Genomic DNA, 26820 nt, shown 5'->3' with positions numbered 1-26820 from the left:
GGATCAAGATCAAGAGCTGCAGGCGAGCTAACGCTCGGCCTGATGAGTGGTGAGGGGCGTGGGTGTACGTCGATTTGCCTTTGCTCTTCTGTGGGAGCGGGCTTGCTCGCGAAGGCGGCCTGCCGGCCGACCAATTTCTTGCAGACATGCCCGGCCAAACTGTAGGCGCTGGCTTGCCAGCGATGGCGGCCTGCCAGCCAACCAATCCCTCGCAGGTACACGCCGCTCAAACTGTGGGAGCGGGCTTGCTCGCGAAGACGGCCTGCCAGCCAACCAGTCCCTCGCAGGCATACCCGGCCCAACTGTAGGAGCTGGCTTGCCAGCGATAACGGCCTACCAGCCGCCCAATCTCTCTCAGACGTACTCAACCCTTGTAGGAGCTGGCTTGCCGGCGATGGCGGCCTACCAGCCGCCCAATCTCTCTCAGACGTACTCAACCCTTGTAGGAGCTGGCTTGCCGGCGATGGCGGCCTGCCAGCCAACCAATCCCTCGCAGGTACACGCCGCTCAAACTGTAGGAGCTGGCTTGCTCGCGAAGACGGCCTGCCAGCCAACCAGTCCCTCGCAGGCATACCCGGCCCAACTGTAGGAGCTGGCTTGCCAGCGATAACGGCCTACCAGCCGCCCAATCTCTCTCAGACGTACTCAACCCTTGTAGGAGCTGGCTTGCCGGCGATGGCGGCCTGCCAGCCAACCAATCCCTCGCAGATACACGCCACTCAAACTGTGGGAGCGGGCTCGCTCGCGAAGACGGCCTGCCAGCCAACTAATCTCTCGCAGGCATACCCGGCCCAACTGTAGGAGCTGGCTTGCCAGCGATAACGGCCTACCAGCCGCCCAATCTCTCTCAGACGTACTCAACCCTTGTAGTAGCTGGCTTGCCAGCGATGTCGGCGATGGCGGCCTGACAGCCAACCAATTTCTTTCAGATGTACTCAATCCCTGTAGGAGCCGGCTCCTACAGGGGAGGGGTGTACAACCTCACGATCAGGCCGGCCGGTAGGCCGCCTCGGTTTCGCTTTTGCGGTGCACGCCCCCTCGAGAGGCCGAGAGGAGGTTCTGCGCAGTGGGCAACCCGGCATGGATGCCGGGTTAGTCGCCCCCGGCCATGGATGGCCGATGGCGGCGGGCCCACGGAGCAGGACCGGAGCGAGGGCATGCCGAGCCTAGGCGAGGCACCGAACGAAAGGGGCAAGAGCCCTTTGGTTACTTTGGGGCTTTTCCAAAGTGACCCGCTGTAAGAGCGGAACCCTAAGCGGCCGTTACCGCAGAAACGGATATGTACACCCACAAAATCCTCATCGCCTGACACAAAGCCTTCGCGAGCAAGCCCGCTCCCACAGGGATTGTGCTAAAGCCTAGGCAAAAAAAGCCCCGCAAAAGCGGGGCCATAAAGGGTGCAGCAGTCATGCTTTCGGACGTTTATCCACCACGTGGCAAGCCTTGCCCTCCGACCGTTTGATCGAATGGAAAGGCTGCAAAACGATCCGCGAACTGATCCCGATATACGTCTTGATGTGCTTGCTCAACTCCCCACAAACAGCCTTCTGCTGTTCGTCACTCAGGTGCTGGTGCTCAGCCTTCAACTCGACATGCACATCAACACTGTCCAGGTTGCCATTGCGATACAGATGGATCTCATAGCACTCGGCAAGTTGTTTAACTTTCAGAACCTGCTCCTCGATCTGCGTCGGAAACACGTTCACCCCGCGAATGATCAGCATGTCATCGCTGCGCCCGGTGATCTTGTCGATACGGCGCATCGGCCGCGCGGTACCCGGCAGCAGGCGCGTCAGGTCGCGGGTGCGGTAGCGGATCATCGGCAGGGCTTCTTTGCTCAATGAGGTGAACACCAGTTCGCCCATCTGCCCGTCCGGCAGCACTTCGCCGGTGACCGGGTCGATGATTTCCGGGTAGAAGTGGTCTTCCCATATGGTCGGGCCGTCTTTGGTTTCTGCGCATTCCATGGCGACACCTGGCCCCATGATTTCCGAGAGGCCGTAGATGTCCAGGGCGGTGATACCCAGGCGTTGCTCAATGGCGCTGCGCAGTTCGGCGGTCCACGGCTCGGCACCGAAGATGCCCAGGCGCAGGGCCAGTTTGTGTGGGTCGATGCCCTGGCGCTCGATTTCATCGGCGATGTTGAGCATGTAGGACGGCGTGACCATGATGATGTCCGGCTGGAAATCCTTGATCAGTTGCACTTGTTTCTCGGTCTGGCCGCCGGACATCGGGATCACTGTGCAACCCAGGCGTTCGGCGCCGTAGTGCGCGCCGAGGCCGCCGGTGAACAGGCCGTAGCCATAGGAAATGTGCACCTTGTCGCCACGCCGGCCGCCGGCGGCGCGGATCGAGCGCGCCACCACGTTGGCCCAGGTGTCGATGTCATTCTGGGTGTAGCCCACAACCGTCGGTTTGCCGGTGGTGCCGCTGGACGCGTGCAGGCGCACGATGTCGTTCATCGGCACGGCGAACATGCCGTAGGGGTAGTTGTCCCGCAGGTCGGACTTGGTGGTGAAAGGGAATTTCGCCAGGTCGTCGAGGGACTTGATGTCGTCCGGGTGCACACCCAGCGCATCGAAGCGCTGACGGTACAGCGGCACGTTGTTGTAGGCGTGGTTCAGGCTCCAGCGCAGGCGCTCCAGCTGATGCTGGCGCAGCTCGTCGATGCTGGCGGTTTCCAGCGGGTCCAGCATTGGGCCGAGGGCGGCTTTGGCTATTGGCATGTTCATGTGTTCACTCGAATTGTTTTTGTGTTCCAGCCCTTTTGCACAAGGGCTTTGAGTGCATGCCCCAAGGATACCTCTCGGCTCCTTGGGAATCGCGATTCTTTAGTGGGATAGACGTTCGATGATCAGCGCGATCCCTTGGCCGACGCCGATGCACATGGTGCACAGGGCATAGCGGCCGTTACGTTCTTCCAGTTCATGCAGGGCGGTGGTGACCAGTCGTGCGCCGCTCATGCCCAGCGGGTGGCCCAGGGCGATGGCGCCGCCGTTGGGGTTGACCCGTGGGTCGGTGTCGCTTAGGCCCAGTTCGCGCAGTACGGCCAGGCCCTGTGCGGCGAAGGCTTCGTTGAGCTCGATCACGTCCATGTCGGCCAGGCTCAGGTTGGCCACTTCCAGCACCTTGCGGGTCGCCGGCACCGGGCCGATGCCCATGATCCGGGGTTCAACACCCGCAGTGGCCATCGCCACGACCCGACCACGGGCTGTCAGGCCGTGGCGTTTGGCGACTTCCGGGCTGGCCAGCAACAGCGCGCAGGCGCCGTCGTTGACCCCGGAGGCGTTGCCGGCGGTGATGCTGCCGCCTTCGCGGAACGGCGTGCCGAGTTTCGCCAGCTGTTCAAGGGTGGTGTCGCCGCGCGGGTGTTCGTCGTGCTCGACCACTTTGGCCGGGCCTTTGCGCTGGGAGATTTCCACGGCGACGATTTCTTTCGCCAGGCGCCCATTGGCCTGGGCGGCCGCTGCACGCTGCTGGCTGCGCAGGGCGAAGGCGTCCTGGTCGGCCCGGGAGATGTTGAACTGTTCGGCGACGTTCTCCGCCGTTTCCGGCATGGAGTCGATGCCGTAGGCCTTTTTCATCAGCGGATTGACGAAGCGCCAGCCGATGGTGGTGTCGAAGATCTCCGCCGAGCGGGAAAACGCCTGCTCGGCCTTGCCCATCACCAGCGGTGCGCGGGACATCGATTCGACGCCACCGACCAGCATCAGCCCGGTTTCGCCGCTGCGAATGGCGCGGGCGGCGGTGCCAATGGCATCCAGCCCGGAGCCGCACAGGCGATTGAGGGTGGTGCCGGGGACGCTGACCGGCAGCCCGGCCAGCAATGCCGACATGCGTGCGACGTTGCGGTTGTCTTCGCCGGCCTGGTTGGCGCAGCCGTAGATCACGTCGTCGACCGTGCTCCAGTCCACTTGCGGGTGACGGCGCAGCAGTTCGCGCAACGGCACCGCGCCGAGGTCGTCGGCACGCACGCTGCTCAGCACGCCGGCGTAGCGGCCAATCGGGGTGCGGACGGCGTCGATGATCAGGGCGTCATTCATTCGGGGTCTCCTGCGTCAGCACCGGGCCGCGCACTTTGTAGGATTTGCCATGGAACAGGGCGATCAACTGGCCCTGTTGGTTTTCAATGCGTACGTCGTAGTTGCCGGTGCGCCCGGAACGGCTCTGCTCGATGCAGTCGGCGTTCAGCGTGTCGCCCAGGCGGGCCGGGGCGATGTAGTCGATGCTGCAACCGATGGCCACGGTGGCCTCGTTGTAGCTGTTGCAGGCAAAGGCAAACGCCGAATCGGCGAGGGCGAACAGGTAACCGCCGTGGCACGTGCCGTGGCCCTGCAGCATGTCGGCGCGCACGGTCATGCCCACTCGTGCGCAGCCGGGGCCGGCGGAGAGCAGGCGCATACCCATGGCCTGGCTGGCGGCGTCGCGCTGGAACAACGATTGCGCGCATTCACTGGCCAGGGACATCGCTTCATGGTTAGTCATGGAAGTTTCTCCCTTCGGCAACCCGGCGGCGCAACAACAGCGATGGCCGGTAGCGTTCTTCGCCATAACTGGCTTGCAGGTTTTCCAGCACGTTCAGGATGTGCCCCAGACCGATGGCATCCGCCCAGGCCAGCGGCCCTTGTGGATAATTGACCCCGGCGCGCATGGCCAGGTCGATGTCGGCGGCCGAGGCCACGCCTTGCAGCAGGGCGTCGGCGGCTTCGTTGGCAAGCATGGCGACGGTGCGCAGTACGGCGAGGGCCGGGCTGTCGCTGAGCAGGCTGATCTTCAGGCCGGCCCGTTGCAGCAGCGCCACGCCTTGGTCGAGTGCCTGAGGGTCGATACCGGCCGAGTAACTGATCGCAATGCGCTCGGCTTTGTCGTAGTCGAACGCCAGGTCCAGCAGGATCAGGTTGCGCAGCCCGTCTTCGCGAGCGCGCTGACAGGCCATGCGCCCGTCGCTCAAGGCCAGCACGGCGTCACCGACGCGCAGCAAGCCTTGACCATCGCGCTGGATGATCTCGACGCCTTGTTCATGCAAGCGTGCGAGCAAGCCTTTAGCGATACCGAGGTCGCCTTCCACAGCACAAACCTCGACCTTCGCAGCGCTGTTGATTTCAGCGGCGTGCGGGCGCTCCGCACCTTGGGCATAGCTGTAGAAACCCTGACCGCTCTTGCGTCCCAGGCGCCCACCGTCCACCAGTTCTTTCTGGATCAGTGACGGCAGGAAGCGCGTGTCCTGGTAATAGGCATCGAACACTGAACAGGTCACGGCGTAGTTGACGTCGTGGCCGATCAAATCGGTCAGTTCGAATGCGCCCATGGCAAACCCGCCGGCTTCGCGCATCAGCGCATCCAGGGTCGGGCAATCGGCAGCGCCTTCCTGCACCAGGCGCAAGCTTTCGGCATAGAACGGTCGGGCCACGCGGTTGACGATGAAGCCCGGCGTCGAGCGGGTGTGCACCGGTTTTTTGCCCCAGGCCTTGGCCGTGTCGTACAGGCATTCGGCAAGGGCCGGGTCGCTGGCCAGGCCGGAAACGATTTCCACCAGCGCCATCACCGGCGCCGGGTTGAAGAAGTGCAGGCCGAGCAGGCGTTCTGGATGTTCAAGCTGCGCGGCGATGCTGGTGATCGACAGCGACGAGGTGTTGCTGGCCAGAATGCAGTGCTCGCCGCAAATGTCTTCGAGCTGGCGGAACAGTGCGCGCTTGACCTCGAGGTTCTCGACGATGGCCTCGATGATCAGGTCGCAGTCGGCCAGGGCTTCGATGGCTTCCACGGCTTGCAGGCGGGCAATTGTTGCGCTGCGCGATTCGGCTGGCAGTTTGCCGCTCTCGACCCGTTTGCCCAGTTGCCGATCAATGCCCTCGATGGCCTGAGCGGCAGCGCCCGGGCGGTTGTCCAGGAGCAACACCGGATGACCGGCCTGTGCCGCGACCTGGGCAATACCGGCCCCCATGGCGCCGGCGCCGATCACCGCGATGCGTGCAGACGTGTTCAGTGCGGTCATGACTCAGCGCCCCTTGAAGCTTGGGGTGCGTTTTTCCATGAAGGCGCCGACGCCTTCGCGATAGTCCTCGCTGCGCCCGGCCAGGCGTTGCAGGTCGCGCTCAAGCTCAAGCTGCTCGTCGAAGGTGTTACTCAGGCTGGCATTCAGGCTGCGCTTGATCAGCGCCAGACCATAGGTCGGTTGAGTCGCCAGGTGGCGCGCCAGTTTCAGGGCTTCGTCGCGCAAATCAGCGTCGTCCACGCACTGGTAGATCAAGCCCCATTGCTCGGCTTGTTCGGCGGTAAGACGGTTGCCCAGTAGTGCCAATGCCTTGGCCCGAGCCATGCCCACAAGGCGCGGCAGGGTCCAGGTGCCACCGGAATCCGGGATCAGGCCGATCTTGCAGAACGCCTGGATGAAGCTGGCCGAACGGGCGGCCAGGACCAGGTCGCAGGCCAGCGGAATATTCGCGCCGGCGCCAGCGGCAACGCCGTTGACCGCGCAGATCACCGGCAGCGGCAGGTCGCGCAGCTGGCGGATCAGCGGGTTGTAGAACTTCTCGATGGATTCGCCCAGATCCGGCACGGCGCTGCCCGGCGCGACATTGCGGTCGCTCAGGTCTTGCCCTGCGCAGAAGCCGCGGCCTTCACCGGTCAGCAGCAGGACGCGCACGTCCGGGTTCTGCCGCACTTGCTTGAGCGCTTCCTTCACTTCGCCGTGCATCTGGGTGTTGAAGCTGTTGAGTTGCTCCGGCCGATTGAGGCTGAGCAGGGCAACGCCGGCGTCGATGGAAAACAGGATGTGTTCGAAGTTCATGGTCTTGGCGTTCTCTTGGCAGTCGTTCGAATTCGGATTTCAGTGGCCGCTTTATTGCCCGGTGAAAGTCGGGCTGCGCTTGTCCTGGAAGGCGGCAATGCCCTCGTCGCGGTCGCGGGTGCCGGCCAGCACGGTGAACGCGTGGCGCTCGAAGCGCAGGCCGCTGGCGAGGTCGGTGTCCATGGCCTTGAGCAGCGACTCCTTGGCCAGACGCACGGCCAGCGGTGCCTTGGCGGCGATGCTGCGAGCGATGTGCAGGGCGCGGTCGACGGTGAACTCCGGCTGGGTCACTTCGCTGACCAGGCCGGCGCGCTGGGCCTGGCGGGCATCGATCGGCTCACCGGTCAGCACCATCTGCATGGCCATGGACTTGCCGACGGCGCGCAGCAGGCGTTGGGTGCCGCCGGCGCCGGGCATGATCCCGAGGTTGATTTCCGGCTGGCCGAAGCGCGCGTCTTCACCGGCAATGATGATGTCGGCGTGCATCGCCAGTTCGCAGCCACCGCCGAGGGCGAAGCCGTTGACGGCGGCGATCAGCGGTTTGCTGAAGCGGGTAATGGTTTGCCACGAGGCCTGGCGCGGGTCGTCGAGGATGCCGACCAGGTTGCGTTCGGCCATTTCCTTGATGTCGGCGCCGGCGGCGAAGGCCTTGCGGCTGCCGGTGAGGACCACGACGCGGGTGTCCGGGTCGGCTTGCGCGATGTTCAGTTCATCGGCCAGCTCGCCCAGCAACTCGGTGGTCAAGGCGTTCAGGGCTTGCGGGCGCTGCAGGGTAATCAGGCGGACGCCAGGCTCGATCAATTCGACGGCAAGGGTTAGAGGCATGGCGGATGCCCTCACGGTGCAGGCGCGGCGTGGTGCCGGCTCGTTATTGGATCGGCCGCAGGGGCCGGTTTTACCCAAGTATAGCTGTAACGTGATACGTAAATGCAATACGAAAATAGATTTAATGTGTCTTATTGGTGGGGGTTTTGATTTGAATGTCTCCTGATGTATGAGTGCTTGTAGTGGTTTTTCCCAAGCATTTATTGGGTTTTAGCCTGATTTTTGTGTCCCGTTTGCATTCGTCGGAAAGCGCTGTTTCAAGTGATACGCTTTTTAGTCTTTGTGCTTGTAAAAGTGATGTGATACAAAATGAGTCATTATTTGCATCGCTTTGTGAGGGACGCTTTCATGACCTGTTACAGCCTTGATGGCCTGACTCCGGTGGTTGACCCGAGCGCCTATGTGCATCCATCCGCCGTATTGATCGGTGACGTGATCATCGGCCCGCATTGCTATGTCGGTCCGCTGGCCAGCCTGCGCGGGGACTTCGGGCGGATCGTGCTGGAGGAGGGGGCCAACCTGCAGGACACCTGCGTGATGCACGGCTTTCCCGACAGCGACACCGTGGTCGAGCGCAACGGTCACATCGGCCACGGCGCGGTGCTGCACGGATGCCGGATCGGCGCCGACGCATTGGTGGGCATGAATGCGGTGGTCATGGACAACGCCCGGATCGGCCCTCGTTCATTCGTTTCGGCGGCGGCATTTGTAAAGGCTGGCTTCGAATGCCCGGAGCAGTCGCTGGTCATGGGCGCGCCGGCCAGCGTCAAGCGCAGCCTCAGTGATCAGGAAGTGGCGTGGAAACAGGCCGGCACCCGGGAATATCAGCAACTGGCCCAGCGTTGCCTTACGCAAATGCAGGTTTGCGAACCGCTGAGGGAACCGGAGCCAGATCGCCCGCGTATCAGCGACAGCGGGTTGCGGCCAAAGGGCAGCGCCTTGTAAACACAGAACCTCTGTAGGAGCCGGCTTGCTGGCGATGGTGTGTCAGCTACCTTGGTGTCGCCTGACACACCATCGCCAGCAAGCCGGCTCCTACAAGGGGTTGGGCTTAACCAGTTGGCTTTCGGTATATTCCTTTTCTTTTTTTGCACGGAACGCCCATGTCGTCCCTGACTCCCTTGAACCATCTGATTACCCGCTTCCAGGAGCAGACGCCGATCCGCGCCAGTTCCTTGATCATCACGTTGTACGGGGATGCCATCGAACCCCATGGCGGCACCGTGTGGCTGGGCAGCCTGATTCAATTGCTCGAACCGATCGGCATCAACGAACGGCTGATCCGCACCTCGATTTTTCGCCTGACCAAGGAGGGCTGGCTGACCGCCGAGAAAGTCGGCCGCCGCAGTTACTACAGCCTGACCGGCACCGGTCGCCGGCGTTTCGACAAGGCTTTCAAGCGGGTCTACAGCACCACGATGCCGGCCTGGGATGGTTCCTGGTGCCTGGTGATGCTCTCGCAGCTGACCCAGGATAAACGCAAGCAGGTGCGCGAGGAACTGGAGTGGCAAGGCTTCGGCGCGATTTCGCCGATGGTGCTGGCCTGTCCGCGCAGTGACCGGTCCGACGTCAACGCGACCCTGCTCGACCTTGGCGTCCAGGAAGACACCATTGTCTTCGAAACCACCGCTCAGGACGTACTGGCCTCCAAGGCGCTGCGCCTGCAAGTGCGCGAGAGCTGGAACATCGAGGAGCTGGCCGCTCACTACAGCGAATTCATCCAGCTGTTCCGGCCGCTGTGGCAAGCGCTGCGCGAGCAGGAAAACCTGCAACCGGCCGACTGCTTCCTGGCGCGGGTACTGCTGATTCACGAGTACCGCAAGCTGCTGCTGCGCGACCCGCAATTGCCGGACGAGTTGCTGCCCGGCGATTGGGAAGGCCGCGCCGCCCGCCAGTTATGCCGCAACATTTATCGTTTGATCTACGCCAAGGCCGAAGAATGGCTGAACGCTGCACTGGAAACGGCCGACGGCCCGTTGCCGGATGTCGGTGAAAGCTTCTACCGGCGTTTTGGCGGACTGAAATAACACGTCATTGTTCAGGGAGTGGTGCGGTTCAGGAGACTCGAAGCATCCGATGTCGTGTGGATTGACGTAGACAATAAAAATAAGCCTGCGTGAGGCCTGACATGATTTCTACCACAGCACAGCGCCATGATGGGTTCGACCAGTGGATCCATCAGATCAACCAGATCTGCGGCGCCTTCAACGCACAACCCCTGGGCAGCGAATTTGCCGGGCGCATCCGCGAATACCAGAGCGATGCGCTCAAGCTCAGTTTCGTCGACGCGTGCCAGGCGCGGTTGTACCGTACGCCCCAGGAAGTTGCGGCGGGTGAGGGCGGCAAGTATTTCGCGGTGTTCCAGCTCGACGGTACAGCGGGCATGGCCCAGGGCGACAACAAGGTCCTGCTGTCCCCCGGCGACATCACGCTGATCGATGCCGCGCGGCCCAGCGATTTCACCTACAGCGAAAACTCCCGGCAGTTGTCGTTGATCCTGCCGTATCAACTGGTCGAGCAAACCCTGCGCTTCAATCAGGTCAAGTGCGGCCACCGGATTGCCGCGACCTCACCCATTGCGATGCTCTCGCACCGGCTGATCCTCGATGCCACCCACCAACAGCACCTGACCCGCCAGGAAAGCGAAGCGACCCTGGAGGCGATTGTCAGCCTGCTGCGCCCGGCCATCAGCCAGGCCGAGGATGGCGAAGACTCCCATGAGCGCATCTTCCGCAAGACGCTCACCTGCATCGACGAAAACATACGCTCCGAAGACCTGTGCCCGGAATGGCTGGCGCGGGAAGTCGGCATGTCCACCCGTGGCCTGTACCGGATGTTTGCCAAGAAAGGACTGGTGGTGGCGCGCTACATCAAGAACCGCCGCCTGGACCTGTGCGCCGAATCCCTGCGCCGCTCAGGCAGGGAGGAGAAGTTGTCGGTGCTGGGTTATTCCTGGGGGTTTTCCGATTCCAGTTACTTCTCCACCGCGTTCAAATCACGCTTCGGCATTGCGCCGGGGGAGTATCGCAAGCGGCATGCTTGATCGTTTGCATGAACACCGCATAACCCTGTAGGAGCGAGCCTGCTCGCGATGGTCGTCAACGAAAACGCGCGAATTCTGGTGAAACGCGGTGTCCTTGAGATCTTCGCGAGCAGGCTCGCTCCTACAGGTATTGTGTTCGCCCCGATTATTTTGGTGCGTTGAGGTTCAACGTCGGCGTTTCGTCGAAGAAGTTCCACGGCTTCAACAGCACATGCACCCACTCGGTCGGCATGATCGGCCACTCTTCGGCACGGGCGATGTGGGTGGTGCCGGTGGTCAGCCAGACCACATCGTCGGTGTTCTCGATGGAGTGGTTGTCCTGGGTGAACTGCCCCAGGCCCGAGTCCTTGTCCGAGCGGTTCGGGTACTTGCCTTCCGGGTACTTTTCCTCGGGGTTGTATTGGGTCACCCACAGCTGCTTGTCCATGAAACTCAGGCGGTGGTAGAGCCATTCGTCCTTGCCGAAGTTGGCGCCCTTGGCCACCGGGTGCGTACCACCGGCGTACGGGATCAACTGATAGGAAACCGGGTTGCCGACCTTGTTCTCCTTGCTGAAGTTGGTCAGCAGGCGCACGGTCGACGGGTCGAATTTCTGCGCCGCCTGTTGCTCGGTGCCGACTACCTTGGTTTCGGTCTGCATGGTGCTGGTGCGCGGGCCGCCACGGTCGTTGGGCAACACCACCGGGTTCACTTCCACCAGTGAGTTCTGCTCGCCGTCCACGTCCATGTCGAGGCGGAAGTTGTAGATGTGCTGGTGCGTGGTGCCGACGATGTTGTGATCGAGCAGGGTGCCGTAGCGCGTGTCTTCCTTGGCGGTGTCTTCGTGCATGGTTTTCGATTTCACACCCTTGACCGCTTCGATGCCGGTGGCGCCGGCGTCGATGCCGATGGTGCCGTTCTGCTGGAAGACCCAGTCGAAGATGTAGTCGTAGTTGCCCACGGTGCTGATCCACCGCACCACCAGTTCACGACGCTCGGTGCTGAGGTTGGGCTGGCCCATTTCCTGGTGTTTGTATTCCGGGCCGGCGTAGCGTTCGAACACCGCCATGGCGCGCGGGATCGCAGTCGGTGCGCCGGTGTAGTCGGCGATGGTGGCGTCCAGCAGCACGGCGTTTTGCGGGGCGTCTTTGCCACGGGCAATCGGTGAAGTCAGGGTGCCCATGCCGTAGTCGCCGGAGTCGAGGTAGGCCTTGAAGTACCAGCCGACGTCGGGGTCGCCGTAAGGCACGATCATGCCGCCCAGGGAGCCTTCGTACATGATCTTGCGTTTCTTGCCCTTGTCGTCGTAAGTGACGGTGGACAGGATCGGGCCGACCCGCGAGTCGAGGCGAACGTGGAAGTCCCAGTTCTGCCAGTGAATGCTATTGCCGCTGATGGTGTAGTTCTTGCCCTCGGGCTCGATGATTTCCAGCGGCTTGACGGCGACGCCCTGGCGGCCGCGGCCGTCATAAGGCGTCGGTTTCATCGGCACCGGGATCAGTGCTTCGTCTTCGATCTTGATCAGCTTTTTCTGTTCCAGGTCGACAATCGCCACCAGGCCCTCGATCGGGTGCGCCCAGTAGTTGCCGTCATCGGTGTTGAGGTAGCTGACGATTTTCAGCAGGCGCTTGTCTTGCGCCAGGCCGTCCTTGCCGTCGAAGTAACCGACGGTCAGCGGCGTCGCCACGACCTTTTTCACGTCATTGATGCCGCGCTTGGCCAGGGCCTGGGCATACTCCGGGCTGGTTTCCACAGCCGTCTGCACCGTGGCGAAATCGTCCAGCAAAACCATGCCGTGGGCGCCTTCTATCGGTTTCCAGGACTTGAGTTCTTTCTTGTCGAGGTCGACCAGCGCTTCGATCACGTGCTTGCCGTCGAGCACCACGATCGAGGCCTCACGCGCCTGGGTGACGTTCTGCCCGGTGAACACGAAGTTCCACACTTGATCCTTGGGCGGCTCCTTGACCGAGACTTCGGTGAAGCGGAAACCGGGTTTGTAGTTTTCCGATTGCTTGACGATGTCCACGGCCGTGGTGATTTCGGCTGCGCTCAGCGGGTTGAGCGGGCTGGGGCGGGTCTCGACGACGAAGGTCTTGTCCAGCCCGGACTGGAACACCTGGTTGATGAAGTCGGTGGACATGAACGCCGTATGGTCCTTGAACACCACTGGCACCGTCAGCTCGATGCGCTTGCCGTTGAGCATTGCCACTTTGCTGTCGGGCTTGACCTGGAGATAGACCCCGTCCTTGGCAATCGTGAACAGGTTGGCGTAGTCGTCCCATTTCACCGTGGCGCCAAATTCCTCAAGACCCGCTTGCAGCGGCACCATGTCGGCATGACCGCCGTGGGCCTGGGCCGTGTTCGCCCAGAAAGGCAGGCCGAGGGCGCTCAGGGTGACGGCCAGGGCGAGGCGGGCAAGCGGTGTTCTTTTGGGCGATGCTTTGGAGCTGAACATGGGTGAATTCCTGGGGAAAAGCCGGGTACGGGCATTCCTGCACTTTGTTACAACTCGTCAATGGACGCTTTTGAATGCCTGCCAGATTTCTTTGGTTGCGTGCCGCCATTGAGCATTCCTGACGGATGGCCGGTTGGCAAGCAGGCAAAGCGCATGAAGTCCTTCGAGTCCACAGCGTTTTGCGCCTGCCCGGTCAACTCTTGTCTGCCGCGGTCACGTGTTCGGCAATCCGTTTACGCAGGAAACGCCAGGCGGCCTCGTGGGACGGCAGGCGCTTCAACCCTTGCGGTGATGCGAGCCAGAGCGCTATGTAATGAGCCTCGGCATCGCAGAGTCTTTCGAGGCGCGGGTTGCTATCGGCCAACATGCACCACAGGGGCGCGGCGGCTCCCCCGGCCAGGACCGCGCTTTGCAGTGCTTCCCAGCTGTTCACCTTCGTACTGATGGATTCACCCTGGCCGACATGGTCGTTGACCCAGTCAACGAAGGGCTTGGGCGCATAGTCGCTCCATCCGATCCAGGTGGTGGGCAGTTGGCCGCTGCGCGCGGTCGAGCCGTACATGGCAATTTCAAGGTTGCCGAGCAGGGCACTCTCCAGACGGTCCGGGCGCTCGTAGGCATCGCCGATGCCCAGGTCAGCCTTGCGCTCGGCGACCAGGGTCATCGGATTGGCGACGCTGACAATCTCGATGCTGATCCGCGGATGGACCTCATGCAGTGCCAGTATGTCCTGGATGAAGGCATCCCCCAGTCCTTGCGCGACAGCGATCTTGACTGTCCCTTCGACACCTTCATGACTGCCATACAACAGGTGTTCGAGTTCGGTGATTTCGTCACTGACGCGTTCCGAGGCCTTCAAGACCGCGTTACCCACTTCGGTGGTGCGGCTTATCCCGTCCTCGGAGGAGAAAAGCCGCTTGCCGATCGAGCGTTCCAGCGCATCGATGCGACGGGCAACGGTTGTCCGGTCAACGCGCAATGTTTTGCTTGCCCCAAGCAGAGAACCTGCCTGGGCTACCGCGAGAAAGAAGCGCAGATCGTCCCATTTGAACGGGCTTCGGGCGTTTTTGCATTGGGTCATGCGAAATCACTCATTACGGGCGTCCATACCTGATTTCTATATTACACACCCAGCCAATCAGGCGGCAGTACCGATGTTCGTGCGTGTCCAGGCGAGCAGCACTCCAACCGATCAGCTCAAAAGGTGTGGCAATGGATAGCGTGGTGGTTAAGTTCAATGATGTTTCACAAGGCGCAAGACGCAGAGGGCGCAAGCGGCTGAGCGAACTCTTGCAGGACAATCCTGATGTCGACCCCTATCCAGAAGGGTGGTTCGTCATCGAGTTCACCAGCAAGGTAAAAACCGACCGGCTGATATCGAAGAAGTTCTTTGGCGAAGAAGTGGTGATATTCCGTCATCCCGAAACGCACAAAGTCATGGTCACGCAGGCTCACTGCCCGCATCTAGGCGCGCATTTCGACAGCTATCGCAACGGTGGCTGCCTGGAAAACGGCATCATCACTTGCCCGTACCATCACATTAAGTTCGATCCCCAGCGGCAGGCGTCGCGGTGCCCCGGCAGTGCCCCGGGCCGCCTGGACCTGAAAATCTATCCGACCATCGAGTACCACGGTTTCGTGCTTGCCCTGCGCCAGCGCAATGGCAGTACGACACCGCTGCCGGTGCCGGACCTGTCGTTTCCCGAGGTTGATGAAGATGCGTTTTTGTACGACGTGCAGTCGGTCGGCGTGTTCCAGGGCGACATGCTGGTGCCGCTGATGGCCAACTCCGACTACATGCACTTCCAGACCGTACATGGCACGCCCGAGCCGACCAGTGATCATGCCTTTCGTGTTGCCGACGACGGCCAATCATGTTTCTTCAACTTCGAAATTCCTTTGCGCAATCTTGAAAAGGTCGACCCCCAATACCCGAGGGCCGGCCGCTGGCGTCGGTTGCGGCGCACCTTCGCCCGCCCCTCGAACAACGCTAAAAAACTGCCGGAAGTCTTGACGCATGTGAGTGCTGCGGGGATCGGCCCGGGGCTGGCCAAGAGCCGCTGGTGGGAGCCGCAGTTCGGCATCGACCTGCTGTCCTGGCTGTACGTCACCCCCATCGATCCGTACACCTATGAGCTGTTCATGTGCCACGGCGCCCGCACCATCAAAACGTTCAACTCGCGCCCGGTACAGACCATTCTCAATGCGCTCGGCCTGCAGGCGCACATGCTTGCGAACCATCTCTATGTCGGTCAGGAAGACCCGCCTTTCTACACCGCCGACAAGATCCGCCTGGCCCACCCGTCCCTGCGCAGCAAAGACAGGCTGATCGACCAGTACACCGGCTGGTGGAAGTCGACGTTTTTCACTGAGCAATTCCAGGAGATGGTTGATGGCTACGACCTCGACTTCACCCGTCCCTGACATGCCCGCAAACCTTCCATCGAACCGGAAAGACTTATGAACTGGACAGAAAGCTGTGACGCGGTGGTAGTGGGGTCCGGCAACGGTGGACTCGTCGCCGCGCTGTGCCTGTATGAAATGGGCGTCAAGGATGTGCTGGTCATCGAATCGTCGGACCAGGCCGGAGGCACCAGCGCCTTGAGTGGCGGAGGGGTGTGGATTCCCGGCAATCCCTATGCGCAGGCCGAAGGCATCCAGGACAGTTACGACGATGCCCTGGCCTATGTACTGGCCACCGATCCCGAAGGCACCGTACCGCGCGAGATGATCGAAACCTACCTGAATAACGCACCGAAGATGCTGCGCTTCATGCATGCGCGTACCCGCATGCGCTATCGCTCGCTCGCGCATTACCCGGACTATTTTTCCGCACTGCCGGGTTCGCGCCCGGGCCATCGCTCCATCGAACCGGAGCCTGTGAACATCACCAGGCTGAAGCAGCGTGGTCGGTATCTTAGAGATCACCATCCAATCCTGAAGATTCTCGGCCGGGTACCGATGACGCAGACCGAGGCGCATGTTTTCAACGTACAGGCGCCGGGCTGGCGTCTGTTGGCGGCGAAGCTGCTGATGCAGTATTTCCTCGATCTGCCGCAACGGTTGCGCACCCGCCGGGCACGTCGGGCCACCTGCGGAAGTGCGGGTGTGGCACGTCTGTTGTGGTCGATGGAGGAGCGCGACCTGCGACTCGACCTGAAAACCGAGATGATCGACCTCGTGATGGAGCGCGGCCGGGTTGCCGGGGTGATTGTCAGGACAGGCGGGCGCCAACGGCACATCGAATGCCGGCGGGGCGTCGTGCTGGCTTCCGGTGGTTTCGAACATAACCAGCGTATGCGTGAGGCCCATTTGCCGGCCCCCACGCACACGAGCTGGACGACCACGCACAAGGGCAACCTCGGTTCGCCCATCGAAATCGCCAACCGCCATGGTGCACAACTGGCGCGCATGCAAGGTGCCTGGTGGGTGCCGACTTTCCGCGTCCCCGGCATACCGTACCCGTATCCGTCGATCATGGAGAAGTCCTATCCGGGCAGCATCGTCGTGAACAAAGGCGGCAAGCGTGTCGCCAACGAATCGATGAACTACCAGATGTACGTTCGCGAATGCCATCGCCTGCACAAAGAGGGCACGGACACCAGCCATCTGTGGATCATCTTCGACGCGGACTTTCGGGAGAAGTACATCGTCAGCCCGATACTCTCCTCGAAACTGATGCCGGACCGTCGTATCCCCAAGGCGTATTTCGATGAGAGTTTTCTCACCAAGGCTGACAGCCTCGACGCCCTGGCCCTGGCTGTCGGAATCGACGTTGGCGGCATCAAGGCGACCGTTGAACGCTTCAATCGATTTGCCGCCACGGGCAAGGATGAAGAGTTCGGGCGTGGGGACAGTGAGTACGACCGCTACTACGCAGACGCTTCGGTGAAACCCAATCCGTGCCTGGCACCGATCCGTCGCGGGCCTTTTTATGCGGTGCGCATTTACCTGGGCGAGTTCGGCACCAATGGCGGCCTGGACATCGACGTCAACGCGCAGGTCAGAAATGCCCAGGGCCACCCGATCCAGGGGCTGTATGCCACGGGGAACTGCGCGGCTGCGATTTTGCCGGCGTACCCGGGACCGGGCTCGACGCTGGGACCCTCGATGACCTTTGCCTACCAGGCGGCCAAACACATCTCGGGCATCACGCCCACTGAATGACTGGAGTGAACTTCCATGAACAATGAGATCGCATTCGTGGGGCTTTCGTGCACGGGACATGACGGTGCTGTTGCCGTCGTGCAGGGTGGCCGACTGGTGTTTGCCGAAGCGACCGAACGCTACCGGCAGAACAAATTTGCCGTTGGCCAGGCCCCGGACGATTACTTGTATTGCCGTGACGTGTTGGCCCGTCACTCCGACGGCGGGCAGCTTGTCGTGGCCAAAAGCTGGAGCGAGCAGGCCACGCAGATCTGGCACGGAGAAAACAGCCGGTTGCGCGCGAGCATCAGCCAACAGCCGCAACATCGGGATGTGCTCGAGCGTCTGGCGCAATTTCACCGGCACAACTGGGATGGGTTCATGGGGCCGAGCATTGCCCTGGCCGGGCATGGTGTGCAACGGGCGGCACAGGCGCTGGGCAGGCAAGTGATGGAAACCCGGCACTATGACCATCATCTGTGTCACGCCGCGTTTGGTGCATGGGGCGCCCCCTTTGACTCAGCCGCCGTGATCGTCATGGACGGGCAGGGCGAAGGTCGCGGCACGGCGTATTGGCACTATCGCGACGGCCAATTGCAGCCTGTGGAGGTGGAGCCTTACGACGGCACACTGGTCGAGTGCTACAGCAGCCTGGGATTGTATTACGGCATCATGGTTTGTCTGGCGTGCGGTTTCGAACCGGTGTCGGGTGAGGAATGGAAAATCATGGGGCTCGCGCCTTACGGCACGCTCGACGCAGCCTTGTACAACAAGCTCAAGCTGTTCTACTCCATCAACGGGTTGTCGGTGAACTGCACCGAGAACACCGTCGATGTCTTTCTCGACATCGTCTCCGGGCCCGTCAGCCACAAGGCCGATTTCCAGAAGGCGGCGAATTACGCCTACACCTTCCAGCGTTTCTTTGCCGAGACGGCCACGGCACTGATGACGGAGCTGGGCCGTCGTACGGGCGAGCGAAACCTGATTGTGGCAGGTGGCTGCGGGTTGAATTCGTCGTTCAACGGACGGATTGTCGACGTCACCGGTTTTCGTCACGTCCACATTCCTTCGGCTCCAGCCGATGATGGAAATGCCGCAGGTGCCGCCATTCTGGCTGCGCGCGACTATCACCAGGCGAGCGCGGGGCCGGCGTGGCAGTCGCCGTACCTGGGTTCATCGATCAAGGTCGAGGCGCTGGAAACAGTTTTGCAGAGTTCTCCATTCGTACCCTTCCTGCGCATTGACGATGAGCAGGCAATGGCAGACGAGGTCGCGAGCAGGCTTGCCGACGGGCAGGTCGTCGGTTGGGTTCAGGGCCGTGCCGAGTTTGGACCCAGAGCGTTGGGCAATCGCAGCATCCTCGCCGACCCGCGTGATGTGACGATGAAGGACAAGGTGAACCGCGTCGTCAAGTTCCGCGAGGCATTCCGCCCCTTTGCACCGTCGGTGCTGCACGAAGCCGGGGAGACATGGTTCGAGCAATACCAGGACAGCCCTTACATGGAGCGCACGCTCCGGTTCCACGATGCGGTGGCGGCGAAAGTGCCGGCAGTCTGTCATGCCGACCAGACCGGACGCGTGCAAAGCGTGACCGCAGAGCGCAATCGGCCCTACTACAGGCTGATCAAGGCATTTGAAGCCCTGACCGGGGTGCCGATGCTGATGAACACCAGCCTGAATGTCATGGGCAAGCCGATTGTCCATAGTGTTGAGGATGCGCTCCAGGTGTTCCTGGGATCGCAGCTCGATTGCATGGTGATCGGACCGTACCTGCTCGCCAAGGATCTGGCACCGCGCAAAAGCAACGCTGCGGGCGCAACCGGGCAACGCGAGTGGGCGCGCGAGCCGCAGGTGATGGCATGACCGTCGCCCTCGGATCGCCGTCTTTATCGCGGCTGCAACCGCTGTTCACTGCGTTCAGGCTCGGCTCGCTGGTGCTGCCCAATCGTATCGTGATGGCGCCCATGACGCGCTGCAGCGCGGTCGATGGTGTGCCGGGCGAGGGCGTCGCCAGCTACTATCGTCAGCGCGCGGAAAACGGCGTCGGCCTGATCATCAGTGAAGGCATTGGTGTAGACCATGCCGCCGCACTGGGTACAGGAACGCTGGGCGAGAGCAATCTCCCGGTACTGCATGGGGCCAAGCCTGTTGCCCGGTGGAAAGCGATCGTCGATCAGGTGCATGGCGCCGGGGGGCGCATTTTTGCCCAACTGTGGCATCAGGGCCCCGTGCGGATGCCCGGCACCGGGCCGCATCCCGATGCGCCTTCATGCCGTCCCTCCGGTCGCTGGGGGCCCTTGGCCGGCAATACCAGTGCGACTGCGCAATACCTGGCCGAGGTCCGGCGGCAAACACCAGCCATGAGCGAGTCAGCCATTGCCGATGTCATCGCTGCCTACGGCCGCACTGCCGCCAACGCTCGGGCAGCAGGATTCGACGGCCTGGCGATCCACGGTGCACACGGCTATCTCATCGACAGTTTTCTCTGGGGGGTTACCAATGTCCGCAACGATGCCTGGGGCGGATCATTGCGTGCGCGTACCCGGTTTGCCTGTGAGGTGATCAAGGAAGTGCGACGGGCCGGTGGCGGGCTGCCCGTTGTCTTTCGATTCTCACAATGGAAGTTGCAGGACTACGATGCCCGATTGGTCGACACGCCGGCCGGGCTTGAACACCTGCTCGAGCCGCTGGCTGAAGCCGGAGTCGATGTGTTCGACGCCAGCACGCGTCAGTTTCATCTGCCGGCGTTTGCCGGATCGCAGCGAACGTTGGCGGGCTGGACCCGGCACTTGAGCGGACTGCCGGTCATGGCTGTCGGCGGGGTCGGTCTGGATCGCGAGCTCAAGGACTCGTTGCTGGAAGATGTTCTGGCGGCCGACAACGCGCAGATTGCTGCCCGGGCGATAGAGCAGGGTGAGTTTGATCTCATTGGCGTTGGTCGAGCGTTGCTGGCCGATCCCGATTGGGTGGGCAAGCTGCGCAGCGGTGCGTTGTTGCCGGATTTTCGAAGCAGCCTGTTTGCCGGGGAGCCTGTGCAGCCATGAAGACACTGTTGATTGCCAGGGAAAATGCCCCTGTATCGCGTTATGGGCTGCCCATCCCTTACGGCTGGTATCGCATCATGCTGTCGGACGAGCTTGGCGTGGGCGTCGTCCAGACTGTCCGCTTGTTTGACCGGGAGTGGGTGCTGTTTCGGGATGCCAAGGGGCAGGTCGGCCTGTTCGAGCCGCACTGTCCCCATCTCGGCGCTCATCTCGGCGTGGGTGGCAAGGTTGATGGAGAACTGTTGCGCTGTCCCTTCCATAACTGGGGTTTCGACCATCAGGGATTCTGCCGGCACATTCCGTACGCCCGATCCATGCCGCCGAGCCTGAGTCGCGAGCCCGTGTTGAAAGGCCTGCCGGTGGTGGAGGCCAACCGGATGATCTGGGCGTGGTTTCATCCAACCGGTGCCGCGCCAATGTGGCAGGTTCCCGATGTTCCAGAGACCGCAAACCCGGGCTGGCATACACGTCATCATCCGGTGTTCGAGATCAGGACGATCGCGCAGGAAATTGCCGAGAACAGTGTCGATGCCGCGCACTTGAAGTACGTTCACGGGCAGGCGGCGGCGCTGGATGTCGGCTCCACCTACACAGGGCATCTGCGCACCACTGCACTCAAGGGGCCGATGTCGATCGAGGATTCACGGGGCAAGCGTATCGATTGTGAATTTTCAGTCGATTTCGAGCAATCCGGACCGGGCATTCAGGTCGTCAGAATGTCGCGTCATGTCAGCCTGGTCATGCTGATCACCATTACCCCCGTAGAGTCTGAACTCACTCACCTGCGGTTTTCCTTCCTGCACCCGGATTATTCCGAAGACCCGGTCAGGCAGGCGCTTGTCGAGGATTTCATTCAGGAACAGGTCGGGGAGCGCGGCCAATACGTGGGGGTGGTAGCCGACCTGCCAATCTGGAACAACAAGATTTACCATCGCAAACCCCTGCTGTGCGATGGCGACGGAAAGATTGTGGAGTTCCGTCGCTGGTTCAGTCAGTTTTACCAATAAGGCTGAAATCGCGCGCCTACCGTGGGGCTGTAAGGCATTGCTTCCAGTTAATAGGAAGCATTACTATTCACGCCCCGTCTCCACAGCACTCCGCAATGACCCTCAAGCTGCCCCGCAGACACGGCTTTTTCGAACATTACGAAGAGTTGGTTGGCACCTGGACCCGTCGCCTGAGAAACCGTCAGCAGGCCGAGGACCTGGCCCACGATACCTTCGTGCGGGTGCTTGAGTCCGATTCGGCGGCGGTGGAGCAACCGCGGGCGTATTTGCACCAGACCGCGCGCAACATCGCCGTGGATGGGTATCGGCGTGAGGACCGGCGGGGCGCCATGGAGTCAGAGGCGATTGATCTCAGTGAGTCGCCGACCGGCGACCCGGAGCATTTCATGCACGCGATCCAGTTGGCGGATTCCATCGAACGGGCGCTCACCGAGCTGCCGGTCAACTGCCGCAAGGTGTTTGTCTGGCAGAAAATCGAGGGCCTGACCCAGGCCGAAATCGCCGAACGCCTGGGACTGTCCAAGAACATGGTGGAAAAGTATATGATCCGCACGCTTCGGCATCTGCGTGATCGCCTGGACGGGTTGCAATCATGATTGCCCCTGCCTTCTCCTCCCCGGCCAAACAGGAACTTCCATGATGGATACTCGTGATTGTGCGTGCGGGCAAACGACGGTTCGCGACGATGCGGCGCAGTGGTTTGTGCGTATGCAGGAGCCTGTCGTCGATGTCGAACTGCGTCACCGGTTTCAGGCCTGGCTGGACGAACACCCCCAGCACCGAAACGAATTCGAACTGCTTCAGGATTTGTGGAGCGCCGCCGACCTGGTGCCGGCGGCGCGTTTGCGGGCCTTGTGCGATACGCCGCCAGCCCTGAAGAAACCTCGTCCCGTGCTGCGTTATGCGGTGGCCGCCAGCGTGTTCGCGGTGGCACTCGGCCTGGGCCTGTTCAGCGCTCTGAACCATCCGGCGCCTTACACCGCCGAGTTTTCAACGGCCTTGAATGAGCGGCGCCATGTGGCGTTGCCGGATGGCTCGGAAGTCGATCTGGACAGCCGCAGCCGGATTCAGGTGCGGTTTGAAAAGGGTCAACGCAACGTTGAACTGACCGCAGGCGAAGCGATGTTCAGCGTCGAGCACGACACCAGTCGGCCATTTGTGGTCGCGGCGGGCAGCGGCAAGGTCACGGTCACCGGTACCCGCTTCGACGTACGCCATGGCGCCAACGAAACCCGGGTGGTGGTGGAGCAGGGCACCGTCAGGGTCCAGGGGCGCGATGCCGCCGACATCGATTTCATCAATCTGACAGCAGGTCTTGGTACCCACGTCGATGCCCTGGGCAAAGTTGCCGCCGCCTACGCCGTCAATCCGGCGGAAATGACCGCCTGGCGCAGCGGCAAACTGGTGTTCAACAACGTCAGCCTGGCCGACGTCGCCGAGCAGGTCTCACGGTATCGGGAGAAGCCACTGAAGGTCGGCAACGCGGCGGTGGGCAATCTGCGCCTGACCAGTGTGTTCAAGTCCGACAATACCGACGCGCTGCTCAAGGCCTTGCCGAATATCCTGCCGGTGGCCGTGCGCACCCTTGGCGATGGCAGCCAGGAAATTATTTCAAAATAAAATTCAGGTTTTTTTCGAGTTCATCGTCTTCCTGTTCAACTGCAACTGGTTTGCATTAACAAGCGCACACTCTTGCGATCCACAGGACTACGTTCGACGTGAAAAACTCCACCGCTAAAAACAACAAACTCCCTTGGTTGTCGCTGGCCCTTGCGCTGGCCGTCAACGTTGCGTTGCCACAGGCCTATGCGGCCGACGGCATCCACATCCCGGCGCAACCTTTGGGGCAGGCCCTGAGTCAGTTGGGCCAGCAAACCTCGCTTCAGGTGTTCTTCAGCCCTGAACTGGTCGCTGGCAAACAGGCTCCGGCGGTGGATGGCAACCTTTCCCCGGAAGACGCACTGCGCCAGTTGCTGCAAGGCAGCGGCCTGCAATACCAGATCGATGAAGGTTCGGTGACCCTGATGCTGGCGCCGACTGCCGCGGCCGGCGGTCCATTGGAACTGGGCGTGACCGACATCAAGGTGGTCGGCGACTGGCTCGGCGATGCCGATGCCGCCGTGGTGCAGAACCACCCGGGCGCGCGGACGGTGATTCGCCGCGAAGCCATGATCGAGCAGGGCGCGATGAACGTCGGCGACGTGTTGAAACGCGTGCCTGGCGTACAAGTGCAAGAAGCCAATGGTACGGGTGGCAGCGATATTTCCCTCAACGTCGGTGTGCGTGGCCTGACCTCGCGCCTGTCGCCGCGCTCCACGGTGCTGATCGACGGCGTGCCGGCGGCGTTCGCGCCCTACGGCCAGCCGCAGCTGTCCATGGCGCCGATTTCCTCCGGCAACCTCGACAGCATCGACGTGGTGCGCGGTGCCGGTTCCGTACGCTACGGACCACAAAACGTCGGTGGCGTGATCAACTTCGTGACCCGCGCGATCCCGGAACAAGCCTCGGCTGAAATCGGCACCACCCTGGAAACTTCGCAGCACGGTGGCTGGAAGCACATCGACACCGCGTTCATGGGCGGCACCGCCGACAACGGCATGGGCGTGGCGCTGTTGTACTCCGGCGTGAACGGCAACGGTTACCGTGAAAGCAACAACGGCAACGACATCGACGACGTGATCCTCAAGACCCATTGGGCGCCGACCGATGTCGATGATTTCAGCCTCAACTTTCACTACTACGACGCCAAGGCCGACATGCCCGGAGGCCTGACCCAGGCGCAGTACGACGCCGACCCGTTCCAGTCCGACCGCAACAACGACAACTTCAGCGGCCGCCGCAAGGACGTGTCGTTCAAGTGGATTCGGCAGATCGACGACCGTACCCAAGCCGAAGTGCTGACTTACTACACCGACAGTTTTCGTGGCAGCAACATCGCCGCACGTGATCAGAAGACCCTCGGCTCGTTCCCGCGTAGCTACTACACCCTGGGTATCGAGCCTCGGGTATCCCATGTATTCGACGTCGGCCCGACCACCCAGGAAGTCAGTGTCGGCTATCGCTACCTGAAGGAGGCTATGCACGAAGAGGCCAGTCGTCTGGCGTTGGTGAACAATGAACCGGTTGTGACCAAGGCCTCGGATGGCCATGTCTATCAGGACCGTACCGGTGGTACGGAAGCCAACTCGGTCTACATCGACAACAAGATCGATGTCGGCAACTGGACGGTCACCCCTGGCATTCGCTTCGAACACATCAGCACCGACTGGCACGATCGCCCGGTGCTCGACACTGCCGGTAAACCGGTGCTGGAAAAAAACCGCAGCATCGAAAGCAACGAGCCATTGCCGGCGATTAGCGTGATGTATCACATCTCCGATGCCTGGAAGCTGTTCGCCAACTACGAAACCTCGTTCGGCAGCCTGCAGTACTTCCAGCTCGGCCAGGGTGGCTCGGGCGACAGCACCGCCAATGGCCTGGAGCCGGAAAAAGCCAAGACCTACGAGATCGGCACGCGCTACAACGATGATGTGTGGGGCGGTGAAGTCACGCTGTTCTACATCGACTTCGATAAAGAACTGCAATACATCAGCAACGATGCGGGCTGGACCAACCTCGGCGCGACCACGCACCGGGGCGTCGAGACCTCTGTGCATTACAACCTGGCGGCACTGGACCCACGCCTTGAGGGCCTGACCGCCAATGCCGGTTTCACCTACACCCGCGCGGTTTATGAAGGTGACATTCCGGACTTCAAGGGTCGTGACCTGCCGTTCTACTCGCGCCAGGTAGCGACTGCCGGGTTGCGTTACGACATCAATCGCTGGACCTACAACCTCGACGCCTTCGCCCAGTCCCAGCAGCGCTCGCCGGGTGTCGCGGTGAACGCCGACGGCAGTTTCAGCAACAACTACATCACCGAAGGCACCGCCGACGGCCAGTACGGTGACATCCCGGGTTACGTGACCTGGAACGTACGTGGCGGCTATGACTTTGGCCCGCAGGTGTCGAACCTCAAGGTTGGTGCCGGGGTGAAAAATATCTTCGACAAGCAGTACTTCACCCGCTCCAGCGACAACAACTCGGGCATGTACGTCGGCGCGCCGCGCACGTTCTTCGTACAGGCCAGTGTCGGGTTCTAACCGACCTGTGGCGAGGGGGCTTGCCCCCGTTGGACTGCGTAGCAGGCCTTCTTTTAGGGCTGCTGCGCAGCCCAACGGGGGCAAGCCCCCTCGCCACAACTCAGACCTTCAACACTCTCCCGCCAATCGCCACCGCCACCAGCAGCACCGCCATCAAGGCAAAGGCAAAGCTCAGGCTGCTGCCATGGGCGATGAAGCCGATCACGGCGGGGCCTGCCAGGATGCCCGCATACCCCAGGGTGGTAATGGCCGGCACGGCGATGCTTTCGGGCATGACCGTCTGCTTGCCGACAGCGGTGTACAGCACCGGCACGATGTTCGAGCAACCGGCGCCCAGCAGCGCATAACCCACCAGCGCCGCCGCCCAACTTGGCGCGAACGTCGCCAGAAACAGTCCTGAAGCGGCCGTCAGTCCGCCGAATACAATCACCCGCGTCGCGCCCAGTCGTCGCACGATTTTGTCACCGGTCAAACGCCCGGCCGTCATGGTCAGGGCAAACGCCGCATAACCGAGCCCCGCATAGGCCGTGTCGATCCCTCGTTCCTGGGCCAGGAATACGGCGCTCCAGTCCAGCGCCGCGCCTTCGGCGAGAAACACGATAAAGCACATCCCGCCAATGAACAGGACAATGCCATGAGGCACCGCGAACGCCGGTCCCGAACTCTCGCTGCCGTAGGGCAATAGATGTGGCACGGCCTTGGCCAGTGCGATCAGCAGTACCACGATCACCACCAGCGTGGCCCCCAACGGTGAAATCCCCAGGCCAAGCAAGCCGCTGACACCCGCCGCGCCGACAATCCCGCCGAGGCTGAACAGGCCATGGAACCCCGACATCATGTTTTTGCCGCTGGCGCGCTCGACGATCACCGCTTGCAGGTTGACCGTCGAATCCACGGTGCCCAGGCCGGCGCCGAACATGAACAACGCGGCGATCAGTGCCGGAATCGACGACACCGTGGCCAGCAACGGCAGGGCGGCACAGATCAGCAAAGCCCCGCCGGTCGTCACCCGCCGGCAGCCGAAACGTGTGGCCAGGATCCCGGCCAACGGCATCGCCAGGATCGAACCGACCCCCAGGCACAGCAGCAACAATCCCAGGGTGCCTTCATCCAGTCCGGCCCGGGCCTTGGCATAGGGCACCAGCGGCGCCCACGCGGCGATGCCGACCCCGGCGATAAAAAATCCGATGCGTGTGGACATCTGTTCCAGGCGGCCGGGAACGAAAGTGGTTTGGCTGTTGAGGCTGGTCATAACAATCCTTGGCAAAAAGCGTCGCGTCCTCAACGGACAGTGATCGGCCGGCGAGGGTTCGATCAGTGCCCGGAAAGTTTTACGGTCAAACAGGGCGACATCCTTGCACAGCGCCGCTGTTTTTCGCGATATGTTGA

At 61.8% G+C, this 26820-nt stretch carries 20 protein-coding genes; 11 read left to right on the top strand and 9 right to left on the bottom strand.

Annotation, left to right across the window (positions count from 1 at the left end; genetic code table 11):
• Nucleotides 1-1406: 1406 nt before the first annotated feature.
• The 6 genes from paaK to paaF all read right to left on the bottom strand — a co-directional run bounded on the left by paaK (nt 1407) and on the right by paaF (nt 7615).
• Nucleotides 1407-2732: a phenylacetate--CoA ligase PaaK gene (paaK, locus tag QMK54_RS21755; protein WP_110662700.1), complete on the bottom strand. Its 1326-nt coding sequence runs from the start codon at nt 2730-2732 to the stop codon at nt 1407-1409.
• A 99-nt stretch (nt 2733-2831) separates the two neighbouring features.
• Nucleotides 2832-4043, bottom strand: a complete 1212-nt coding sequence (pcaF, locus tag QMK54_RS21750) for a 3-oxoadipyl-CoA thiolase (RefSeq protein ID WP_223592231.1) — start codon at nt 4041-4043, stop codon at nt 2832-2834.
• Nucleotides 4036-4485, bottom strand: coding sequence for a hydroxyphenylacetyl-CoA thioesterase PaaI (paaI, locus tag QMK54_RS21745; RefSeq protein WP_110662904.1), 450 nt, complete (start codon nt 4483-4485; stop codon nt 4036-4038). Before paaI ends, pcaF begins: the two co-directional genes overlap by 8 nt.
• Nucleotides 4478-5995: a 3-hydroxyacyl-CoA dehydrogenase PaaH gene (paaH, locus tag QMK54_RS21740; RefSeq protein WP_320401321.1), complete on the bottom strand. Its 1518-nt coding sequence runs from the start codon at nt 5993-5995 to the stop codon at nt 4478-4480. The genes paaI and paaH overlap by 8 nt, the downstream gene beginning before the upstream one ends.
• Before the next feature lie 3 nt (nt 5996-5998).
• Nucleotides 5999-6790 carry a 2-(1,2-epoxy-1,2-dihydrophenyl)acetyl-CoA isomerase PaaG gene (gene paaG / locus QMK54_RS21735; RefSeq protein WP_110661789.1) on the bottom strand — a complete coding sequence of 264 codons (792 nt, stop codon included), beginning with the start codon at nt 6788-6790 and terminating at the stop codon, nt 5999-6001.
• Between the two features lie 51 nt (nt 6791-6841).
• On the bottom strand, nt 6842-7615 hold the full coding sequence (paaF, locus tag QMK54_RS21730; protein ID WP_110661788.1) for a 2,3-dehydroadipyl-CoA hydratase PaaF: 774 nt from the start codon (nt 7613-7615) through the stop codon (nt 6842-6844).
• 348 nt (nt 7616-7963) lie between these two features.
• Here paaF and paaY point away from each other — a divergent pair, with 348 nt between their 5' ends.
• From paaY to feaR, 3 genes are all read left to right on the top strand, one after another.
• Entirely contained in the window at nt 7964-8560 is a 597-nt protein-coding gene (paaY, locus tag QMK54_RS21725) for a phenylacetic acid degradation protein PaaY (protein ID WP_320401320.1), read from the top strand.
• A 158-nt stretch (nt 8561-8718) separates the two neighbouring features.
• Nucleotides 8719-9642: a phenylacetic acid degradation operon negative regulatory protein PaaX gene (paaX, locus tag QMK54_RS21720; protein WP_110661786.1), complete on the top strand. Its 924-nt coding sequence runs from the start codon at nt 8719-8721 to the stop codon at nt 9640-9642.
• Nucleotides 9643-9743: 101 nt separating this feature from the next.
• A complete protein-coding gene (feaR, locus tag QMK54_RS21715; protein ID WP_320401319.1) occupies nt 9744-10658 on the top strand; it encodes a transcriptional regulator FeaR in 915 nt (304 codons plus the stop codon).
• 145 nt (nt 10659-10803) lie between these two features.
• Here feaR and tynA read toward each other — a convergent pair whose 3' ends face one another.
• Together tynA and QMK54_RS21705 are read right to left on the bottom strand one after the other, a co-directional pair.
• A complete protein-coding gene (tynA, locus tag QMK54_RS21710; protein ID WP_320401318.1) occupies nt 10804-13092 on the bottom strand; it encodes a primary-amine oxidase in 2289 nt (762 codons plus the stop codon).
• A gap of 193 nt (nt 13093-13285) precedes the next feature.
• Complete coding sequence (locus tag QMK54_RS21705; RefSeq protein WP_320401317.1) at nt 13286-14173, bottom strand: LysR family transcriptional regulator; 888 nt, start codon at nt 14171-14173, stop codon at nt 13286-13288.
• Nucleotides 14174-14304: 131 nt separating this feature from the next.
• Here QMK54_RS21705 and QMK54_RS21700 point away from each other — a divergent pair, with 131 nt between their 5' ends.
• The 8 genes from QMK54_RS21700 to QMK54_RS21665 all read left to right on the top strand — a co-directional run bounded on the left by QMK54_RS21700 (nt 14305) and on the right by QMK54_RS21665 (nt 25431).
• Nucleotides 14305-15516 (top strand): Rieske 2Fe-2S domain-containing protein, encoded by a 1212-nt coding sequence (locus QMK54_RS21700; protein ID WP_110660355.1) that lies wholly within the window; start codon nt 14305-14307, stop codon nt 15514-15516.
• 36 nt (nt 15517-15552) lie between these two features.
• On the top strand, nt 15553-17259 hold the full coding sequence (locus QMK54_RS21695) for an FAD-binding protein (RefSeq protein ID WP_110660356.1): 1707 nt from the start codon (nt 15553-15555) through the stop codon (nt 17257-17259).
• Between the two features lie 15 nt (nt 17260-17274).
• Nucleotides 17275-19101 (top strand): carbamoyltransferase, encoded by a 1827-nt coding sequence (locus QMK54_RS21690; RefSeq protein WP_110660357.1) that lies wholly within the window; start codon nt 17275-17277, stop codon nt 19099-19101.
• Nucleotides 19098-20282 carry a 12-oxophytodienoate reductase gene (locus tag QMK54_RS21685; protein ID WP_320401316.1) on the top strand — a complete coding sequence of 395 codons (1185 nt, stop codon included), beginning with the start codon at nt 19098-19100 and terminating at the stop codon, nt 20280-20282. Before QMK54_RS21690 ends, QMK54_RS21685 begins: the two co-directional genes overlap by 4 nt.
• Nucleotides 20279-21289, top strand: coding sequence for a Rieske 2Fe-2S domain-containing protein (locus tag QMK54_RS21680; RefSeq protein WP_110660359.1), 1011 nt, complete (start codon nt 20279-20281; stop codon nt 21287-21289). Before QMK54_RS21685 ends, QMK54_RS21680 begins: the two co-directional genes overlap by 4 nt.
• Nucleotides 21290-21384: 95 nt before the next feature.
• Nucleotides 21385-21885, top strand: coding sequence for a sigma-70 family RNA polymerase sigma factor (locus QMK54_RS21675; RefSeq protein ID WP_320401315.1), 501 nt, complete (start codon nt 21385-21387; stop codon nt 21883-21885).
• Nucleotides 21886-21925: 40 nt separating this feature from the next.
• Nucleotides 21926-22909 carry a FecR family protein gene (locus tag QMK54_RS21670; RefSeq protein WP_320401314.1) on the top strand — a complete coding sequence of 328 codons (984 nt, stop codon included), beginning with the start codon at nt 21926-21928 and terminating at the stop codon, nt 22907-22909.
• 98 nt (nt 22910-23007) lie between these two features.
• Nucleotides 23008-25431 (top strand): TonB-dependent siderophore receptor, encoded by a 2424-nt coding sequence (locus QMK54_RS21665; RefSeq protein WP_320401313.1) that lies wholly within the window; start codon nt 23008-23010, stop codon nt 25429-25431.
• A 100-nt stretch (nt 25432-25531) separates the two neighbouring features.
• On the opposite strand, the gene QMK54_RS21660 is transcribed toward QMK54_RS21665, so the two are convergent.
• A complete protein-coding gene (locus tag QMK54_RS21660; RefSeq protein ID WP_223594965.1) occupies nt 25532-26683 on the bottom strand; it encodes an MFS transporter in 1152 nt (383 codons plus the stop codon).
• Nucleotides 26684-26820 lie beyond the last annotated feature (137 nt).

It is taken from the genome of Pseudomonas sp. P5_109, from assembly GCF_034009455.1.
GTDB lineage: Bacteria > Pseudomonadota > Gammaproteobacteria > Pseudomonadales > Pseudomonadaceae > Aquipseudomonas.
The sequence above is the reverse complement of the archived record's forward strand: the minus strand, read 5'-3'. Positions and strand labels throughout refer to the sequence as shown.

Excerpts from the sequence above, each read along its gene's own strand:
- QMK54_RS21675 (WP_320401315.1), top strand. The coding sequence starts at position 21,385 with ATGACCCTCAAGCTGCCCCGCAGACACGGCTTTTTCGAACATTACGAA.
- paaG (WP_110661789.1), bottom strand. The coding sequence starts at position 6,790 with ATGAACTTCGAACACATCCTGTTTTCCATCGACGCCGGCGTTGCCCTG.
- paaY (WP_320401320.1), top strand. The coding sequence starts at position 7,964 with ATGACCTGTTACAGCCTTGATGGCCTGACTCCGGTGGTTGACCCGAGC.
- QMK54_RS21680 (WP_110660359.1), top strand. The coding sequence starts at position 20,279 with ATGAAGACACTGTTGATTGCCAGGGAAAATGCCCCTGTATCGCGTTAT.
- pcaF (WP_223592231.1), bottom strand. The coding sequence starts at position 4,043 with ATGAATGACGCCCTGATCATCGACGCCGTCCGCACCCCGATTGGCCGC.
- feaR (WP_320401319.1), top strand. The coding sequence starts at position 9,744 with ATGATTTCTACCACAGCACAGCGCCATGATGGGTTCGACCAGTGGATC.
- QMK54_RS21685 (WP_320401316.1), top strand. The coding sequence starts at position 19,098 with ATGACCGTCGCCCTCGGATCGCCGTCTTTATCGCGGCTGCAACCGCTG.
- QMK54_RS21660 (WP_223594965.1), bottom strand. The coding sequence starts at position 26,683 with ATGACCAGCCTCAACAGCCAAACCACTTTCGTTCCCGGCCGCCTGGAA.
- paaF (WP_110661788.1), bottom strand. The coding sequence starts at position 7,615 with ATGCCTCTAACCCTTGCCGTCGAATTGATCGAGCCTGGCGTCCGCCTG.
- tynA (WP_320401318.1), bottom strand. The coding sequence starts at position 13,092 with ATGTTCAGCTCCAAAGCATCGCCCAAAAGAACACCGCTTGCCCGCCTC.
- QMK54_RS21690 (WP_110660357.1), top strand. The coding sequence starts at position 17,275 with ATGAACAATGAGATCGCATTCGTGGGGCTTTCGTGCACGGGACATGAC.
- QMK54_RS21700 (WP_110660355.1), top strand. The coding sequence starts at position 14,305 with ATGGATAGCGTGGTGGTTAAGTTCAATGATGTTTCACAAGGCGCAAGA.
- paaK (WP_110662700.1), bottom strand. The coding sequence starts at position 2,732 with ATGAACATGCCAATAGCCAAAGCCGCCCTCGGCCCAATGCTGGACCCG.
- paaX (WP_110661786.1), top strand. The coding sequence starts at position 8,719 with ATGTCGTCCCTGACTCCCTTGAACCATCTGATTACCCGCTTCCAGGAG.
- paaH (WP_320401321.1), bottom strand. The coding sequence starts at position 5,995 with ATGACCGCACTGAACACGTCTGCACGCATCGCGGTGATCGGCGCCGGC.
- QMK54_RS21670 (WP_320401314.1), top strand. The coding sequence starts at position 21,926 with ATGATGGATACTCGTGATTGTGCGTGCGGGCAAACGACGGTTCGCGAC.
- QMK54_RS21695 (WP_110660356.1), top strand. The coding sequence starts at position 15,553 with ATGAACTGGACAGAAAGCTGTGACGCGGTGGTAGTGGGGTCCGGCAAC.
- paaI (WP_110662904.1), bottom strand. The coding sequence starts at position 4,485 with ATGACTAACCATGAAGCGATGTCCCTGGCCAGTGAATGCGCGCAATCG.
- QMK54_RS21705 (WP_320401317.1), bottom strand. The coding sequence starts at position 14,173 with ATGACCCAATGCAAAAACGCCCGAAGCCCGTTCAAATGGGACGATCTG.